The sequence below is a fragment of the Deinococcus sp. AB2017081 genome (assembly GCF_034440735.1).
Lineage (GTDB): Bacteria > Deinococcota > Deinococci > Deinococcales > Deinococcaceae > Deinococcus > Deinococcus rufus.
Genome location: NZ_CP140098.1, coordinates 113,357 through 128,662, shown reverse-complemented (window position 1 = coordinate 128,662; position 15,306 = coordinate 113,357). Strand labels below are relative to the sequence as shown.

Genomic DNA, 15,306 nt, shown 5'->3' with positions numbered 1-15,306 from the left:
CCGCATGTGCCGCGCCGCCCGCCCGGCCATCCCCGGCCCGTGTACCTGCGCCGGGCCTGAGCACCCACAGGAGAGCGCCCCGACCATGTCACGGTCGGGGCGCTCTCCTGCCAGACGGTGCCGGTCAGTGCCCGCCGAAGTGGCCCAGCTGCGGCACGTTCGGCGTCCACGCGGGCCGATCCACGACCTCGCCGTACAGGTCGTACTCGTCACTGTCCTCGATCCGGGCACGGACGATGTCCCCGATCTTCACGTGTCCGGCAAGGTCGCCGGCACTCAGGTACACCTGCCCGTCGATGCCCGGCGCATCGCCCTTCGTGCGGCCGATCAGCTTGGTGCCCGGCGGGTCGCCGTCGTCGTCGTTGAATTCGTCGATGATCACGTCCATGACCGTGCCGATCTTCGCGGCCAGCCGTGCGGCGCTGATCCGCTGCGCGACCTCCATGAAGCGGGCGAGGCGCTCCTCCTTCACGTCCTGCGGCACCGGGTCGGCCAGCGCGTTCGCGTCGGCCTCCTCCACGTCGGAGTAGGTAAACGCGCCCACACGGTCGAGCTGGGCATCTTCCAGGAAGGTCAGCAGCTCCTGGAAGTCCTGTTCGGTCTCGCCGGGAAAGCCCACGATGAAGGTGCTGCGGATCACCAGCTCCGGGCAGATCTCGCGCCAGCGGCGGATGGTCTCCAGCTGCTTCCCGGCGCCGGGGCGCCGCATGGCCTTCAGGATCTTCGGGCTGGCGTGCTGGAGGGGCACGTCCAGATACGGCAGGATCTTGCCCTGGGCCATCAGCTCCACGATCTTCTCGACATGCGGATACGGGTAGACGTAGTGCATCCGTACCCACGCGCCCATCTCGCCCAGCTTCACGGCGAGGTCCGTCAGGTGGGCCCGCACCTGCTCACCCTGGAACTCGGACTCCCGGTAGCGCACGTCCACGCCATAGGCGCTGGTGTCCTGCGAGATGATCATGAGCTCCCTGGTGCCCCCGGCGATCAGGCGGTAGGCCTCGTACAGCACCGCGCCCGCGTCACGCGACACCTGCAGGCCCCGCAGCTTGGGAATGATGCAGAACGAGCAGGTGTGGTTGCAGCCCTCCGCGATCTTCACGTAGGCGTAGTGCCGGGGCGTGAGCTTCACGCTGGGCGCGAACACGTCGCCGTGGCGGGTGTCCTCGCGGGCGGGCTGCTCCGCGCCGGCCCGCATGCCCGGCGCGGCCACCGGCAGCAGGCCCGTGAACGCACTGCTGTCGATGGGCAGCAGCGCACGGACATGACCCATCACGTCGTCCACGGCCTCACTGCCGGTGATCGCCGCGACCTTGGGGTGGCGCTCCATGATCTTCTCGGGGCGCTCGCCCAGACAGCCGGTCACGATGACCTTCCCGGTGGCCTCCAGCGCCTCCCCGATGGCGCTCAGCGACTCCTCGACCGCCGGGGTGATGAAGCCGCAGGTGTTCACGATCACCGCGTCGGCGTCCTCATAGCTGGGCGCGACCTCGTAGCCCTCGAAGCGCAGCTGCGTCAGGATACGCTCGCTGTCGACCAGCGCCTTGGGGCAGCCCAGCGAGATGAAGCCCACCCGCCGGGCGGCCTGCTGTGTTCCTTCCGTCATCCACACACCCCCGCCCCGCCCGCAGCGGGCACGGCACATTCAGCCCGCCAGTGTAGCAGGCCGTGCCCGGCGTGGACTGTCCCGCGCTGCACCTTCGGCGGGGGTGCAGCGCGCGAATCCCTCTGCTCCCTCAGCGCTCCGTGCCGCCCGACGCCCCCGGCCGCCGCCTCAGCGCCGCCCACGCCACCACGCCGCCGCCCACCACGCACGCCACGCCGATCCCGACGAGCACCAGACCGGTGACCAGTGCTCCGTCGGCCTGCCCGACCTCCGACAGGGGCCACAGCCCGAAGGCGGCCACGCCCAGGCCGGTGACGACCATCGCGGCGGCGACGACGAGCAGGGCAGTGCGGGCCAGGATCGACATGGGGGCAGTGTAGGCAGTGGCCCCGGCCACCGCCGCTGCCCGCGTCTTTACCGAAGCTGTAACGTCCTGACCCCGATTGACCGCAGACAGCCCGTACACTCCCGTATGTGGGGAACCCTCTGCTGGAATTCGGCATTCTCGTGCTGCTGCTCATCCTGAACGGCTTTTTCTCGGCGTCCGAGCTGGGGGTGGTGTCGGCGCGGCGCTCCCGGCTGGAGGCGTCGGCCTCGCGGGGCGAGCGGGGGGCAGCGGCGGCCGTGCGGCTGGGCAACGATCCGGGCGCGTTCCTGGCGACGGTACAGATCGGCATCACGTTGATCGGCACCGTCAGCGCGGTCTTCGCGGGCGGCACCCTGACGACCTACATGGAGGGCGTGCTGCGGCCTGTGCTGGGCACCTCCGCCCCGGCGGCGGCCAGCGTGGCGGTGGTGCTGCTGGTCACCTTCCTGTCGCTGGTGCTGGGGGAACTCGCGCCCAAGAACATCGCGCTGCGCAATCCCGAGGGGCTGGCCGCGCGGGTCGCTCCCTTCTTCGCGGGCCTGAGCCGCGTGGCCCGGCCGGTCGTGTGGCTGCTGGACATCACCACGCGCGGCCTGCTGGCGCTGCTGGGCATCCGGGGCCAGCCGCCCGAGGTGATCACCGAGGAGGACGTGCGGGCCATCGTGTCCCAGGCGGCCCAGAGCGGCTCGCTGGAGGAGACCGAGCGTCACCGCATCTCGTCGGTGCTGCGCTTCAACGACCGGCGCGTGCGCGACCTGATGACCCCGCGCCACCAGGCCGTGACCGTCGCCCTGAACGCTCCGGCGGCCGACGTGGCGGCGCAGGTGCTGGCATCGGGGCACGACACCTATCCCGCACGGGACGAGGCCGGTGAGGTGGTCGGCGTCCTGACGGTGCTGGACGTGCTGCGGGCCGTGCAGACCGGTGAGGCGCTGCCGGGACTGCTGCGCACCGCGCTGTACCTGCCTGAAGGCGCGTGGGCCGAGGACGCGCTGACCCGCCTGGAACGTGGCGGAGCGCGGCTGGCGGTGGTCGTGGACGAGTACGGCGCGTTCAGCGGCCTCCTGAGCCTCACCGATCTGCTCTCGGAACTGTCGGGCGGAGACGCGGCCGTGCCCGGTGACGACTCGCTGATCCGGCGCGAGGACGGCTCATTCCTGATCGACGGCGCGCTGCCCATGCACGACCTGCGCGAGATGCTGCCGCTGCCCGCGCTGCCCCGCGAGGACTTCAGCACCCTGGCCGGCTATGTGCTGGCCGCCCTGGGCGACCTGCCGCAGGTGGGCACGCGGCTGGAGGTGGACGGTTGGATGCTGGAGGTCGTGGACATGGACGGCCCGCGGATCGACCGGATGATGGTGCATGCGCCCGGCCCGGCTCCGGCCGGAACCGACCCCCAGGCGTAGACCGGCGGAAGCGGTTCACGTCATGACGCGGTACACTGCCCGACATCATGAATGCGAAGGTGATTGTCGTCACGTCAGGCAAGGGCGGCGTGGGGAAGACCACGACCACCGCGAATATCGGGGCGGCCCTCGCCAAGCTCGGAGAGAAGGTCGCGGTCATCGACGTGGACGTCGGTCTGCGCAACCTCGACGTCGTCATGGGACTGGAGTCGCGCGTGGTCTTCGACCTCGTGGACGTGCTGGAGGGCAAGTGCCGCATGGGGCAGGCCCTGATCCGCGACAAGCGCGTCGAGAACCTGTACCTGCTCCCGGCGTCCCAGACCCGCGACAAGGACGCCCTGGATCCCGAGGTCTTCAAGGGCGTGGTGCGTGACCTGATCGCCAACGAGGGCTTCGACCGCATCCTGATCGACTCGCCCGCCGGGATCGAGTCGGGCTTCCGCACCGCCGCCGCCCCCGCCGAGGGCGCCCTGGTCGTCGTGAACCCCGAGGTCTCCAGCGTCCGCGATGCCGACCGCATCATCGGGCTGCTCGAGGCGCAGCAGGTCAGCGAGATCAAGCTGGTCATCAACCGCCTGCGGCCCAAGATGGTCGCGTCGGGCAACATGCTCAGCGAGGCCGACATCCTCGACATCCTGGGCGTCAAACCCATCGGCATCGTTCCCGAGGACGAGGGCATCATCGTGTCCACCAACGTGGGCGAGCCCGCCGTGCTGGGCAAGACCCGTGCCGGGCAGGCCTTCCTGGACACCGCCCGCCGCCTGAAGGGCGAGGACGTGCCGTACCCGAAATTCGACGAGGACGGCGGCTTCATGGCGACCCTGCGCCGCTGGTTCGGGGGGGCCTGAGATGTTTTCCTGGATGAAGCGGGGCCGCACCAAGGAGACCCTGAAAGACCGCCTGGAACTGGTGCTCGCCTATGACCGCGCCCAGATTCCTCCGGGCAAGGTCGATGCCCTGCGCAACGACCTGCTGGAAGTGGTCAAACGCTATTTCCCCACCGGCAACAGCAGCGTGGAGATCGAGCAGCGCGGCGACATGGTGGTGCTCATGGCCAACATTCCCCTGGACGAGCCCGGCGGCACGACCCGGAGCCGCTGAGAAGAATGGCGGATGGATCACACGTGATCGATCCATCTCGAGCGACGCGTGTGCGACCCCCACCACCCTCCTAACCCTCTTCACCCGCCTGCGCCGTAGCCTGGGCGGGTGACACGTCTGTCCCGGTGCGCCCCATGAAGTACGACCTGCGCTTTCCGATCGTCGTCGCTGCGCTGCTGGTGGTCGGCCTGATGACCGTCAGCACGGCGGCACTGTCGCCCAGAGCCTCCAGCGGCATCTTCACCAAACAGCTGCTGGGGGTAGCCCTGGCGGCCATTCCCATCGCGGCGCTGTTGTGGGCCGGACGTGACCGCGTCTACCGGCTCGCGCCGTGGATGTATGCGGGGGCGCTGCTGCTCCAGGCCAGCACCTTCGTGATCGGCAAGGAGGTCAACGGGCAGAAGAACTGGATCCTGCTCGGCCCGATCCAGATCCAGCCGCTGGAGATCCTGAAGTTCGCGCTGATCCTCATGCTGGCGCTGGCCCTGCGCGAGGGCTACCGGGGCATGAGTACCTACCTGCGGGCCGGCGCCGTGTTCCTGCCGGCGGTGGGGCTGGTCGTGCTGGCCGACTTCGGCGGGGCACTGGTACTCAGCGTGATCTTCGGCGTGATGCTGCTGGCCGCCCGCATTCCGTGGTGGCACGCGGTGCTGGCGGTGCTGGCGGTCGGTGCGGCGGTGCCCACCGTGCTGTATCCACATCTGGAGCCGTATCAGCAAAAACGCCTGACCATCTTCCTCGATCCCTATCAGGATCCGCGTGGCGCGGGGTATCAGGTCATCCAGAGCACCATCGCGGTCGGTTCCGGCGGGCTGCAGGGCAAGGGGTACAAGGAGGGCAGCCAGTCGCACAACGGCTTCCTGCCCGAGGCCCACACGGACTTCGCGTACAGCACGTGGGCCGAGGAACAGGGCTTCGTGGGGGCGCTGGCGGTGCTGGTGCTGTACGGGGCCCTGTTCTGGGGCCTGGCCGGCATGGCCATGGAATCGCCCCGCCTGCAGGATCAGCTGCTGTTTGCCGGGGTGCTGGGCCAGATCGGGTTTCAGGTGGTCGAGAACATCGGCGCGGCCCTGAGCGTGCTGCCCCTGACCGGGATCACCCTGCCGCTCATCAGCTACGGCCTGAGCAGCCTGGTCGCCACCCTGTCCACCCTGGGCCTCGCGTACGTGGTGCACCGCGACCGTTTTCTGGGCAGCATCTAGACGCCCGTCGGGCCGGCCCGTCAAAGAGTCTGAAGGGTCAAAGAGTCTCAGCGCCGAAGCCGAGGCAGTTCTGAGACTCTCAGACCGTCGGGCCCTTAGACTTCCTCCATGCCCTTCCTGGTCTACATCGCTGCCAGCGTGGACGGCTTCATCGCCCGGCCGGACGGGTCGCTGGACTGGCTGCCCGGCACGCCCGGCGGCCCGTCCATGCCCCCCGAGAACCACGGCTACGACGCCTTCATGGCCCGTGTGGACACCGTGGTCATGGGGCGCGGCACCTTCGACACGGTGCGGGACTTCGTGCCGTGGCCATACGCGGGCCGGCGGGTGGTCGTCCTGAGCCGCACGCGGACGGCCGCCGACCTGCCCGCGCCCCTGACCGGGGAGGTCGAGGTGCATCCTGGCCCAGTTCAGACGCTGGCCCGCGACCTTCAGGGAGCCCGGGGGGTCTACGTGGACGGTGGTGTGACCATCCAGGCGTTCCTGCGGGCCGGAGTGATCGACGAACTGATCGTCACGCGCATTCCGGTGCTGCTCGGGCAGGGCCGCCCCCTGTTCGGGGCGCTGGACGCGGACGTGCCGCTCCAGCATGTGCAGACGCACGTATTTCCCAGCGGCTTCGTGCAGAGCACCTACCGCCCGGTGCGCCCCGGCTGAGGTGGCATGCTGGGGCATGGCTCCCGCGACCCCGGCTGAACTGGTCGAACCCGCATCCCGCGCCGCGTGGCGGGCATGGCTTCAGGCCAACCACGCGACCAGCCGGGGCGTCCGCCTCGTCCTTCACAAGAAGGGCTCGCCCATACCCAATCTGAGCAGTGCCGAGGCCGTCGAGGAAGCGCTGTGCTTCGGCTGGATCGACTCGCGGCCGGGCCGGCTCGACGGACACCGGTCCTTCCTGACCTTCACGCCCCGGCGGCCCGGCAGCGGCTGGAGCGCCGTGAACAAGGAGCGCATCGCCCGCCTCCAGGCCGGTGGCCTGATGACGCCTGCCGGTCAGGCCAGGATCGATGCCGCCATCGCCGACGGCACGTGGACGAAACTGGACAGCGTGGCCGCCGTGGAGGTGCCGGACGACCTGCGCGCGGCGCTGGAGGCGCGCCCCGGCGCCGCGGCGTCCTGGGAGGCCTTCCCGGTCTCTGCAAAACGCGCTGTGCTGGAATGGATCGTCCACGCCAAGACGGGCGCCACCCGTGAGAAGCGCGTGACCGAGGCCGCCGAGAAGGCGGCGCGGGGAGAGCGGGCCAACCAGTGGAGACGGCCGTGACGCCGGACGAGATCATCCGCGACCTGGGCATGCAGCCGCATCCGGAAGGTGGCCACTATGTCCAGATCTGGCAGGACACGCACACGGTGGAGGGACGTCCGGTCTGCACCTCCATCTATTTCCTGCTCCGCGCTGGCGAGGTCTCGCACTGGCACCGCGTGGACGCCACCGAGCTCTGGGCGTATCACGCCGGAGCGCCGCTGGAGCTGTCGATCTGGAGTGGGGGAGACGTACAGCGCCTGCGGCTGGGCCCGGGCATCCTGACTGGCGATCGGCCCCAGGGCACCGTGCCGGCCCACGCGTGGCAGTCGGCGCGGTCGCTGGGGGACTGGACACTGGTGGGCTGTGTGGTCGCGCCCGGCTTCCGCTTCGAGGGGTTCGAGCTGGCGCCCCCAGGGTGGACGCCGGAGTGAATTTCATCGGCCTGGATCTGGCGTGGTCGGTGCGCAACGCCACGGGAGGGGCGGTCGCCCAGCTGGACGGCCCCGGCGGTCGCGTGACCGACACCTCCCTGCTGGGCGACGACGCGGAGATCCTGGCCTTCATCGACCGGTTCGCCGATCCGGCCTGCACCGTGGCCATCGACGCGCCGCTGCGGGTGCCGAACGCCTCGGGGAGCCGCGTGGCCGAGCGGGAACTGGCCCGCGTGTTCGGACGCTTCCACGCGGGCGCCCATCCGGCCAACCGCGCGCTGGTGGGCGACGCCTCGGGCAGCGTGCGCGGCGAGCGGCTGGTCGCGGCGCTGGAGGAACGCGGCTTTGTCCACGACCCGCTGCTGGTCGCCGGAGACGCGGTGCGGCGCGTGGTCGAGGTGTTCCCCCACCCGGCCATGGTGTCGCTGTTCGGGTTGACCCGCACCCTGAAGTACAAGAACAAGGGCCAGGGCCGGGACGCCCTGGTGTCGGCATGGGCCGCGCTGCACGCGCATCTGCGGGCGCTGGACGGGGCCGATCCGCCGCTCTCGGGACTGGACGCCCTGCTGGAGACCGACGTGACGGTGCTGCGCGGCCGGGCACTGAAGGCACATGAGGATCAGGTGGACGCCGTGGTCTGCGCGTACGTCGCGCTGTACGCGTGGCGCTGGGGGCCGGCCCGCACCGAGGTCTTCGGCACGCTGGAGGGCGGAGCCATCCTCACGCCCACACTGCCGGAGCGCTGGCCGACCGGACTCACGGCGCCCTGAGCACTCCTGAACGTGACGGCCCTCAGCGGCGTGGAGGGGTACAGTGCCCAGCATGGAATTCCGGAATCTGGGCAGGAGCGGGCTCAAGGTCAGCGAGGTCGCCCTGGGCGGCTGGGTCACCTTCGGGCAGAGCGTGAACGATGACGCCATGGTGCGCGAGATCGTGACCACCGCCTACGACCAGGGCGTGAACTTCTTCGATCAGGCCGACGTGTACGCCCGGGGCCGCAGCGAGGAACTGATGGGCGCGGCGCTGCGTGAACTGCCCCGGCACACGCTGGTGATCTCCAGCAAGGTGTACTGGCCCATGAGCGACGACGTGAACGACCAGGGCCTGAGCCGCAAGCACATCCTGGAGAGCGTCGGGAAGTCCCTGAAGCGGCTGGGCACCGATTATCTGGACATCTACTTCGCGCACCGCTACGACGAGACCGTGCCCATGGACGAGATCGTCATGGCCTTCGATCAGGTGATCCGGAACGGTCAGGCGCTGTACTGGGGCACCAGCATGTGGCCCGCCGCCCGCATTGCCGAGGCCGTGGAATTCGCCCGTGCCCGTGGCCTGCACGGCCCCGTGACCGAGCAGCCCGAGTACTCCATGATCCACCGCGACCGCGTCGAGAAGGACATCCTGCCGTATACCGAGCGGGCCGGCGTGGGTCTGGTCGTGTGGAGCCCCCTGGCGATGGGCCTGCTGACCGGCAAGTACGACGCCGGCAAGCCCGAGGGCGCCCGCCTGAGCGAGAACGAGAGCTTCGCGCGGGACTTCCTGACCGACGAGAACATCCAGAAGGTGCGCGACCTCAGGCCCATCGCGGACGACCTGGGGATCACCCGTGCCCAGCTCGCCGTGGCGTGGCTGCTGCGCCACCGGGGTGTGAGCAGCGTCATCACCGGGGCCACGAAGCCGCAGCAGATCGCGGACACCGTGAAGGCGGCGGGCGTGAAGCTCGATGCGGGCGTGGTGCAGCGGATCGAGGAGATCCTGAACCCGGTGTGAGGTGATGGGCGCTGGGCTGAGGCCGTTGTTGCGTGGAGCCCAGTGCCCACAGTCCACGGACATTGCAACTTTCGGCCCACGCCCCCCCAGGCCCGCGCGTCTATGCTGCCCGGATGACTGCCCCCACCCCCGCCATCGAGACGCAGGGCCTGAGCAAGGTCTACCGGGGCCGCGCGGTCGTGGACGGCCTGACCCTGAGCGTGCAGCCCGGCGAGGTCTTCGGCTTCCTGGGGCCGAACGGCGCGGGCAAGAGCACCACCGTCAAGATGCTGCTGGGGCTGGTGCTGCCCAGCGGCGGCAGCGTGCGGGTGCTGGGCGGTTCGCCCGCCGATCCGGCCGTGCGGGCGCGGCTGGGGTTCCTGCCCGAGCAGTTCCGCTTCCAGACGTGGATGACCGGGCACGAGTTCCTGCGCTTCCACGGCCGGCTGGCCGGCATGACGGCGGACGACCTGCGCACCCGCATTCCCGAGGTGCTGGAGGTCGTGGGCCTGGGCGGGCGCGGCCACGAGGCGCTGGGCGGGTATTCCAAGGGCATGCTCCAGCGGGCGGGGCTGGCCGGGGCGATCCTGGCGCGGCCGCAGCTGGTCTTTCTGGACGAACCGACCAGTGCCCTCGATCCCATCGGGCGGGTCGAGGTGCGGGAGATCATCGAGCGGCTGCGCGGCCAGGGCGTGGCGGTGTTCCTCAATTCCCACCTGCTGAGCGAGGTCGAACAGGTCTGCGACCGGGTGGCCTTCGTCAAGCAGGGGCGGGTGCTCCAGCAGGGCAGCATGCGCGAGCTGATGGGCGGGGTGCTGCCGCTGGACGTGCGGGTCGATACCCTGCCGCCCGGCCTGCTCGACACCCTGGCCCGGTACGGCGAACTGCGCCACACCGACACGAACACGCCCGGCCGCGCCAGCGTGGAGCTGTGGCTCCAGCACGAGGACGCGATCCCGCAGGTCGCACGGGCCGTGCTGGACAGCGGGGCACACCTGTACGCCCTGACGCCCCGCCGCCCCGATCTGGAGACCTTGTTCCTGGAGCTGATCGAGGACACGCCCGAGGCGTCCTACGCTCCGGAGGTCGCCCATGCGTAACGCCCTGCTGATCGCGGAACTCTCCCTGCGCGAGGCCTTCCGCAAGCGCCTCGTGACTGTGCTGGTCGTCCTGAGCGTGCTGTTCATCGGCTTTTTCCTGTACGGTGTGCTGCGGCTGGAACAGACCCTCGACCAGCGGGCCATCGACGCGGGCCTTGACGGTCGCAGCGCCACCGGGGCCGGCAACATCCCCGTGATCTCGTCGGCGCTGTTCGGCATGTACCTCGTGTACTTCCTGGGCTCGCTGATGGCCGTGCTCTCGACCGTCGGCGCGGTCAGTGCGGACATCGAGAACGGCGTCATGCAGAGCGTGATCGCCCGGCCGGTCAGCCGCGCCCAGGTCGTGCTGGGGCGCTTCCTGGGCTTCGGCGCGGTGAATGTCGTGTACGTGGCGCTGCTGGGCACCGCGCTGCTGGGCGGCGTGTACGCCATCACCGGCTACCTGCCGCCCGCGCCGGGGCTGGCGCTGGCCCTGATTCTGCTGGCCGTGCTGATGCTCACCGCCCTGACCGTGCTGGGCAGCACGCTGTTCACCACCCTCGCCAACGGCATCGGCGTGTTCGTGCTGTACGGCGTGGGCTTCACGGGCGGCATCCTCAGCGCCATCGGCCGGCTGGCCGACACCCCCACGCTGGTCACGCTGGGCCGGGTCGCCAACGCCCTGATGCCCAGCAACGCCCTGTGGCTGGGGGCCAGCTACCACCTGCAACCCGAATTCATGTTGCAGGTCGGTGACCTGTCGCGGGGCGCGAATCCCTTCACATCCAGCACGCCCATTCCTGCCGGGCTGGTCGTGTGGGCCGCCGCGCTGCTGGTGCTGGCCGTGGGTACGGCGATGTGGCGGTTCAGCCGGAGGGACTTGTAGGGGCAGGCTCAACTCTCGAGCAGCGGCAACGGGCACGATGTTAGCCTGCCCCGTGCGCGTCCTGCTGATCCGTCACGCCCAGTCGAGCAACAACCCGCTGGAGGGATTGCCGGATTTTGCCCGTCATCGTCTTCCCGATCCGCCCCTGACGTCGCTCGGTCACGAGCAGGCGGCACGGTTCGCGGACTGGGCTGCGACAGACAGCGTATGCAGGGGAATCACCCACCTGTACAGCAGCCTGATGACCCGAGCCGTCCAGACTGCCGCTCCGCTGGCACGGACGCTCGGTCTGCCCGTCTACGGCTTTGCGGACGCCTGCGAGTGCGGGGGCCTGAGCACTGGCCCCGCTGGCGGGTTCGCACCGGTGGTGGGGCGAGACCATGCCTCGCTGCTCTCCGACTGCCCCGCCCTGGTCTGGCCGGCAGAGCTGAGCGGGCAGCCCTGGAACGGCGGCTGTGAACCGTGGGACGTGGTGCAGTTCGCCCGACGGGCTGAGCGTGTTGTCGCCCGGCTTTTGGATGGGGCAGACGACGCAGCCGTGGTAGCCCTCGTCACTCACCATGATTTCGCGCAGTTCCTGCTGGCAGAACTGTTGAAGCTGTCTCCCACCGACAGTCACGGCCCGATCTTCCGGCTGGACAACACGGGGAGTGCCCTGGTGGAACTGGCGGCCGACGGTCAGCCGCGCACCCTGCACTGGCTCAACCGCCGTCCCCACCTTCACATGCGCTGAGTCGCCCTACAGCGCTCCGCCCCGCTTCAGCCGTCCGGCCAGCGCGTGCAGGTCGTCCATGCCGCCGGCGGGCAGCAGGGCGTCCAGATACGGCAGGGCGGCCTTCACGGCCCGCTGCACCGGCTGGTAGTTCGGGGTGGCGGCCAGGGGCGAGAGCCACACCACGCGGGCGGCGCGGTGGTGCAGTTCGCGCATGGCGCGTTCCATGTCCTCGGTCGCCCCGGTGTCCAGTCCATCGCTGAGGATGAACACCAGCGTGTCACGGTTCACGTGCTCGCGCTCCTGGCGGGCCAGTTTCAGGAGATTCGCGCCGATGCGGGTGCCACCCCCCCAGGCCTCGCCCAGATCCGGGAGGTGCAGGGTCTTGCCGGGGGGAGCGCCGCGCAGCAGCGGGGTCAGGCGGGTCAGGCCGGTGGAGAAGGCATAGACCTCGACCCGGCGCGACCGCAGGTGCAGGGCGTGGGCAAAGCGCAGCAGCAGCGTGGCGTCCCGGCCCATGCTGCGGCTGCCGTCGAGCACCAGCAGGAAGCGCGGGGCGCGGCGTGGGCGGCCCAGCCACTTCAGCTCGGTGGGATCGCCAGCGGTACGGGCGGCGGCGCGCAGGGTGCGCCGGGCATCCAGTTTGTGGCCGCGTGGCATGGGCTTCACGCGGCGCGAGCGGCCCAGCTCCACCGCCCGCACCAGGGCCGACGCCGCCCGCAGCAGCTCCGGCAGGTCACCCTCGGCGGCGTCGAATTCCCCGCCCCCCGACGCATTCGGACTGAGCTTCGTGCGGATGGTCTGGGCCGGCTCGTCCGGGTCGTCGTCGGCATCGTCCGATTCCCCGAGCGGCTGGGCCTGCGCCATGTCGGCGTCGTCGCCGTCCTCGCCGTCGCCGCTGTCCTGGGGCGTGGGGGCGGGCTTCTTCTGCTCCTCGCGGCCCTCGTCCGCCTGTTTCGGCAGGGGCGGCTGCTCCTCCTGCTCGACGCCGGGGGCCTCGGTCTGTGGCACCACGGGTGGCAGGGTGGGGGGCGGCGGTTCGCCGTCACGGCGGAAGAAGGCGTTGAATTCCTGATCGAAGAGCCGGCGCTGTTCGGGGCTGGCGGTCAGCACGCAGCGCAGGGCGTCGCGCACCTCCCGTCTGCGCAGGACGTTCACCGCGCCCAGCGCCCGCAGCGCGTCGCCGGCCTCGCCCGGGCCCAGCAGGAAGCCGTGCCGCACCCGTAGCCGCGCGACGAACGCCGTGACGCGGGCGGCCAGATCGGCGCTGAGCCCGTCCGGGGCGGTCACGATCCGTCAGCCACCGGGCCGGTCGCCGCACTGGCCCTGGCCGCCAGCTGTTTCAGGGTGGGCGCGGCGAGCAGCTGATCCTCACGCAGTTTCAGCACCGCGCCCAGCGTCGCCTCGACCGAGGCCGCATCCAGGTGGTCGCGGTGCAGGCTGGCCAGCGCCGCCGCCCAGTCGAGCGTCTCGGCCACGCCCGGCGGCTTGCCCAGCGGCAGCGCCCGCAGCGCGTGGATGGCGTCCGTGACCTGCCGCGCCAGGGTCTCGTTGACCTGCGGCAGCCGGGCATGCACGATCTCCAGTTCCTGCCGCGCGGTGGGGTACTCGACCCAGTGGTACAGGCAGCGGCGGCGCAGCGCGTCGCTCAGCTCGCGGGAGCGGTTGCTGGTCAGGATCACGTGCGGGCGGCTGCGGGCACTGAGAGTCCCCAGTTCCGGCACCGTGATCTGCCATTCGGCCAGCAGTTCCAGCAAGAAGGCCTCGAAGGCGTCGTCGGCGCGGTCGACCTCGTCGATCAGCAGCACCGGGGCACGCTCCTCGCGGATCGCCTGGAGGAGCGGCCGGGCCAGCAGGAACTTCTCGCCGTACAGCTCGTCGTCACCCACGCCCTGGCCGCCCAGTTCGGCGGCCCGCAGGTGCAGCAGCTGCCGGGCGTAGTTCCACTCGTACAGCGCGGCCTGTGCGTCCAGACCCTCGTAGCACTGCAGGCGGATCAGCTTCGTGCCCAGCGCCAGCGCCAGGGTCTTGGCAGCCTCGGTCTTGCCGACCCCGGCGGGGCCCTCCAGCAGCAGGGGCTTGTCCAGCGCCACGACCAGGCGCAGCGCGGTCGCCAGCGCCTCACCGGTCACGTACCCGCGTGCCCGGAACAGGGCCTGCAGGTCGGCGGGGGTGGGCACGCTCATGGCGTTGCCCGGTGCCGTGGTGTGGTGGGCAGGTGGGGGAACATACGCCCCCAGTATCCCGGCTGGAACCACCGGCTGGACGTTGTCTTACAAACCATCATTCTGGCCCTCCTGGCGGGCATGCGTGTGGTGATCGGGGCCATGGACGGCCGTCTCTTCATGTCCGCCGGGTCTGCCCCGCTGTGAGGCTCGCGTGAGACCCCGCCGCGTACGCTGCGCCCATGACCGTCCCCGTCCTTCTGTGCACGCTGATCGCGTTGATCTCCGGCCTTCATGCCGGTCGCAGCTTCTTCACGGCCCACGTGCGGGGCGGCAACCTGATGATCCCCGCCCTGGCCCACATGGCCGTGTCGGCCGCCCTGATGGTGCTCAGCGTGCTGCTGGACACCACTGCCAGCAACATGATGTGGATGGTCGTGGCGACCGCCAGCATGGCCGGTCTGGGGCTGGGCGCCCTGATGCCGGTGCGCCACGCTCCGGTGGCGGCAGCCCCGGTTCAGGTGGAGCCGGAGCTGGCCGCTCCCCTGCCCGCCGCCCACGCCGCCTGATCGGCGGAGTTCTGCAGCGCCGCCCGGCTGCTCTGGCCGGGCGGCGCTGTCCACGGACATGAGGACAGCCGCGCGGTGCCCTTCACTTCCGGTGGATGCATCCGCAGGGCCGCTTCGGGTATAAGGACGGCAGGGCACGTTCTGCCCGGAGGTCACCGCATGGCGCCCGAGAACAAGACGATCCGTACCCTTGGCACCCTGATCCGCGTCGGTCGGGCGCTGCGCGACCCCGAGCCGGCCACGCCTGATCCCGCGGCCCGCGTGGCGGGGCTGGGCGACGCGGCGCGCCGCCTGGGCAGCCGCGCCCTGGACAGCGCCCGCGTGCAGGAGCTGGGCACCCAGGTGCAGGAACTGCGGGCCAGTGCGGCGGCCCGCGCTGATCAGCGGCTGGAGGCCCTGATCAGTGACGCCCGTGCCCGGCGTGGTCAGACCCCCCCGGACGAGGTGGCCGCGCTGCTGGCCCGCCGCCGGCACGAACGCGAGGAGCAGCAGCAGCGGGTTCGCGCCCGTGCGGAGCTGCTGGCCCACGCGGGGACACCGGATGAACGCCGTGTCCTGACACGCGTGGCCGCCGCGACCCCCTGGGCCGGCGGCGAGGCCACCACGCTGCGCTACACGCAACTCCTCGACGACCTGGCGCCACAGGGCGGAGCGGTGGCCGAGATGGCCGTACACCGGGCCCTGTGGGGCCTCGCAGAGCGGCGTGTGCTGGCGGTGTCGCCGCACGGCGTGGTGACCGCCGTCCCCACCCTGACGGCGCAGCCGGACGCCCTGCCCGGCCGCTGAC

18 protein-coding genes are annotated in these 15,306 nt (G+C 70.7%); 14 read left to right on the top strand and 4 right to left on the bottom strand.

The annotated features are described in order from the left end of the window. Positions 1-124: 124 nt before the first annotated feature. Together rimO and U2P90_RS00665 are read right to left on the bottom strand one after the other, a co-directional pair. Positions 125-1,606: a 30S ribosomal protein S12 methylthiotransferase RimO gene (gene rimO / locus U2P90_RS00670; protein ID WP_322473343.1), complete on the bottom strand. Its 1,482-nt coding sequence runs from the start codon at positions 1,604-1,606 to the stop codon at positions 125-127. Positions 1,607-1,736: 130 nt separating this feature from the next. Beyond that, complete coding sequence (locus U2P90_RS00665; RefSeq protein ID WP_295816336.1) at positions 1,737-1,973, bottom strand: hypothetical protein; 237 nt, start codon at positions 1,971-1,973, stop codon at positions 1,737-1,739. 107 nt (positions 1,974-2,080) lie between these two features. On the opposite strand from U2P90_RS00665, the gene U2P90_RS00660 reads away from it, so the two are divergent. The 12 genes from U2P90_RS00660 to U2P90_RS00605 all read left to right on the top strand — a co-directional run bounded on the left by U2P90_RS00660 (position 2,081) and on the right by U2P90_RS00605 (position 11,806). Next, positions 2,081-3,379: a hemolysin family protein gene (locus U2P90_RS00660; protein WP_322473342.1), complete on the top strand. Its 1,299-nt coding sequence runs from the start codon at positions 2,081-2,083 to the stop codon at positions 3,377-3,379. Positions 3,380-3,426: 47 nt separating this feature from the next. After that, positions 3,427-4,227, top strand: coding sequence for a septum site-determining protein MinD (gene minD / locus U2P90_RS00655; protein ID WP_295816332.1), 801 nt, complete (start codon positions 3,427-3,429; stop codon positions 4,225-4,227). Position 4,228: 1 nt separating this feature from the next. Beyond that, entirely contained in the window at positions 4,229-4,480 is a 252-nt protein-coding gene (gene minE / locus U2P90_RS00650; protein WP_295816330.1) for a cell division topological specificity factor MinE, read from the top strand. Positions 4,481-4,614: 134 nt separating this feature from the next. Further along, complete coding sequence (locus tag U2P90_RS00645; RefSeq protein ID WP_295816328.1) at positions 4,615-5,682, top strand: FtsW/RodA/SpoVE family cell cycle protein; 1,068 nt, start codon at positions 4,615-4,617, stop codon at positions 5,680-5,682. 108 nt (positions 5,683-5,790) lie between these two features. After that, positions 5,791-6,339 (top strand): dihydrofolate reductase family protein, encoded by a 549-nt coding sequence (locus tag U2P90_RS00640; protein ID WP_322473341.1) that lies wholly within the window; start codon positions 5,791-5,793, stop codon positions 6,337-6,339. A 16-nt stretch (positions 6,340-6,355) separates the two neighbouring features. Then, the gene (locus U2P90_RS00635; protein WP_322473340.1) at positions 6,356-6,946 is read left to right on the top strand and encodes a YdeI/OmpD-associated family protein; all 591 of its coding nucleotides are present in this window, start codon (positions 6,356-6,358) and stop codon (positions 6,944-6,946) included. Then, positions 6,943-7,359, top strand: a complete 417-nt coding sequence (locus U2P90_RS00630; protein ID WP_322473339.1) for a cupin domain-containing protein — start codon at positions 6,943-6,945, stop codon at positions 7,357-7,359. Before U2P90_RS00635 ends, U2P90_RS00630 begins: the two co-directional genes overlap by 4 nt. Further along, positions 7,356-8,129: a DUF429 domain-containing protein gene (locus U2P90_RS00625; RefSeq protein ID WP_322473338.1), complete on the top strand. Its 774-nt coding sequence runs from the start codon at positions 7,356-7,358 to the stop codon at positions 8,127-8,129. The genes U2P90_RS00630 and U2P90_RS00625 overlap by 4 nt, the downstream gene beginning before the upstream one ends. A gap of 52 nt (positions 8,130-8,181) precedes the next feature. Further along, the gene (locus tag U2P90_RS00620) at positions 8,182-9,129 is read left to right on the top strand and encodes an aldo/keto reductase family protein (RefSeq protein WP_322473337.1); all 948 of its coding nucleotides are present in this window, start codon (positions 8,182-8,184) and stop codon (positions 9,127-9,129) included. A 113-nt stretch (positions 9,130-9,242) separates the two neighbouring features. Then, entirely contained in the window at positions 9,243-10,208 is a 966-nt protein-coding gene (locus U2P90_RS00615; protein ID WP_322473336.1) for an ABC transporter ATP-binding protein, read from the top strand. Beyond that, positions 10,201-11,073 (top strand): ABC transporter permease, encoded by an 873-nt coding sequence (locus U2P90_RS00610; RefSeq protein WP_295816316.1) that lies wholly within the window; start codon positions 10,201-10,203, stop codon positions 11,071-11,073. The genes U2P90_RS00615 and U2P90_RS00610 overlap by 8 nt, the downstream gene beginning before the upstream one ends. A 52-nt stretch (positions 11,074-11,125) precedes the next feature. Then, complete coding sequence (locus tag U2P90_RS00605; protein ID WP_322473335.1) at positions 11,126-11,806, top strand: histidine phosphatase family protein; 681 nt, start codon at positions 11,126-11,128, stop codon at positions 11,804-11,806. A 6-nt stretch (positions 11,807-11,812) separates the two neighbouring features. Here the strand turns inward: U2P90_RS00605 and U2P90_RS00600 are convergent, their stop codons facing one another. Further along, entirely contained in the window at positions 11,813-13,075 is a 1,263-nt protein-coding gene (locus U2P90_RS00600; RefSeq protein ID WP_322473334.1) for a vWA domain-containing protein, read from the bottom strand. Further along, the gene (locus U2P90_RS00595; protein ID WP_322473333.1) at positions 13,072-13,971 is read right to left on the bottom strand and encodes an AAA family ATPase; all 900 of its coding nucleotides are present in this window, start codon (positions 13,969-13,971) and stop codon (positions 13,072-13,074) included. Before U2P90_RS00595 ends, U2P90_RS00600 begins: the two co-directional genes overlap by 4 nt. A gap of 221 nt (positions 13,972-14,192) precedes the next feature. Here U2P90_RS00595 and U2P90_RS00590 point away from each other — a divergent pair, with 221 nt between their 5' ends. Both U2P90_RS00590 and U2P90_RS00585 read left to right on the top strand, forming a co-directional pair. After that, positions 14,193-14,519: a hypothetical protein gene (locus U2P90_RS00590; protein ID WP_295816308.1), complete on the top strand. Its 327-nt coding sequence runs from the start codon at positions 14,193-14,195 to the stop codon at positions 14,517-14,519. Between the two features lie 159 nt (positions 14,520-14,678). After that, complete coding sequence (locus tag U2P90_RS00585; protein ID WP_322473332.1) at positions 14,679-15,305, top strand: hypothetical protein; 627 nt, start codon at positions 14,679-14,681, stop codon at positions 15,303-15,305. Position 15,306 lies beyond the last annotated feature (1 nt).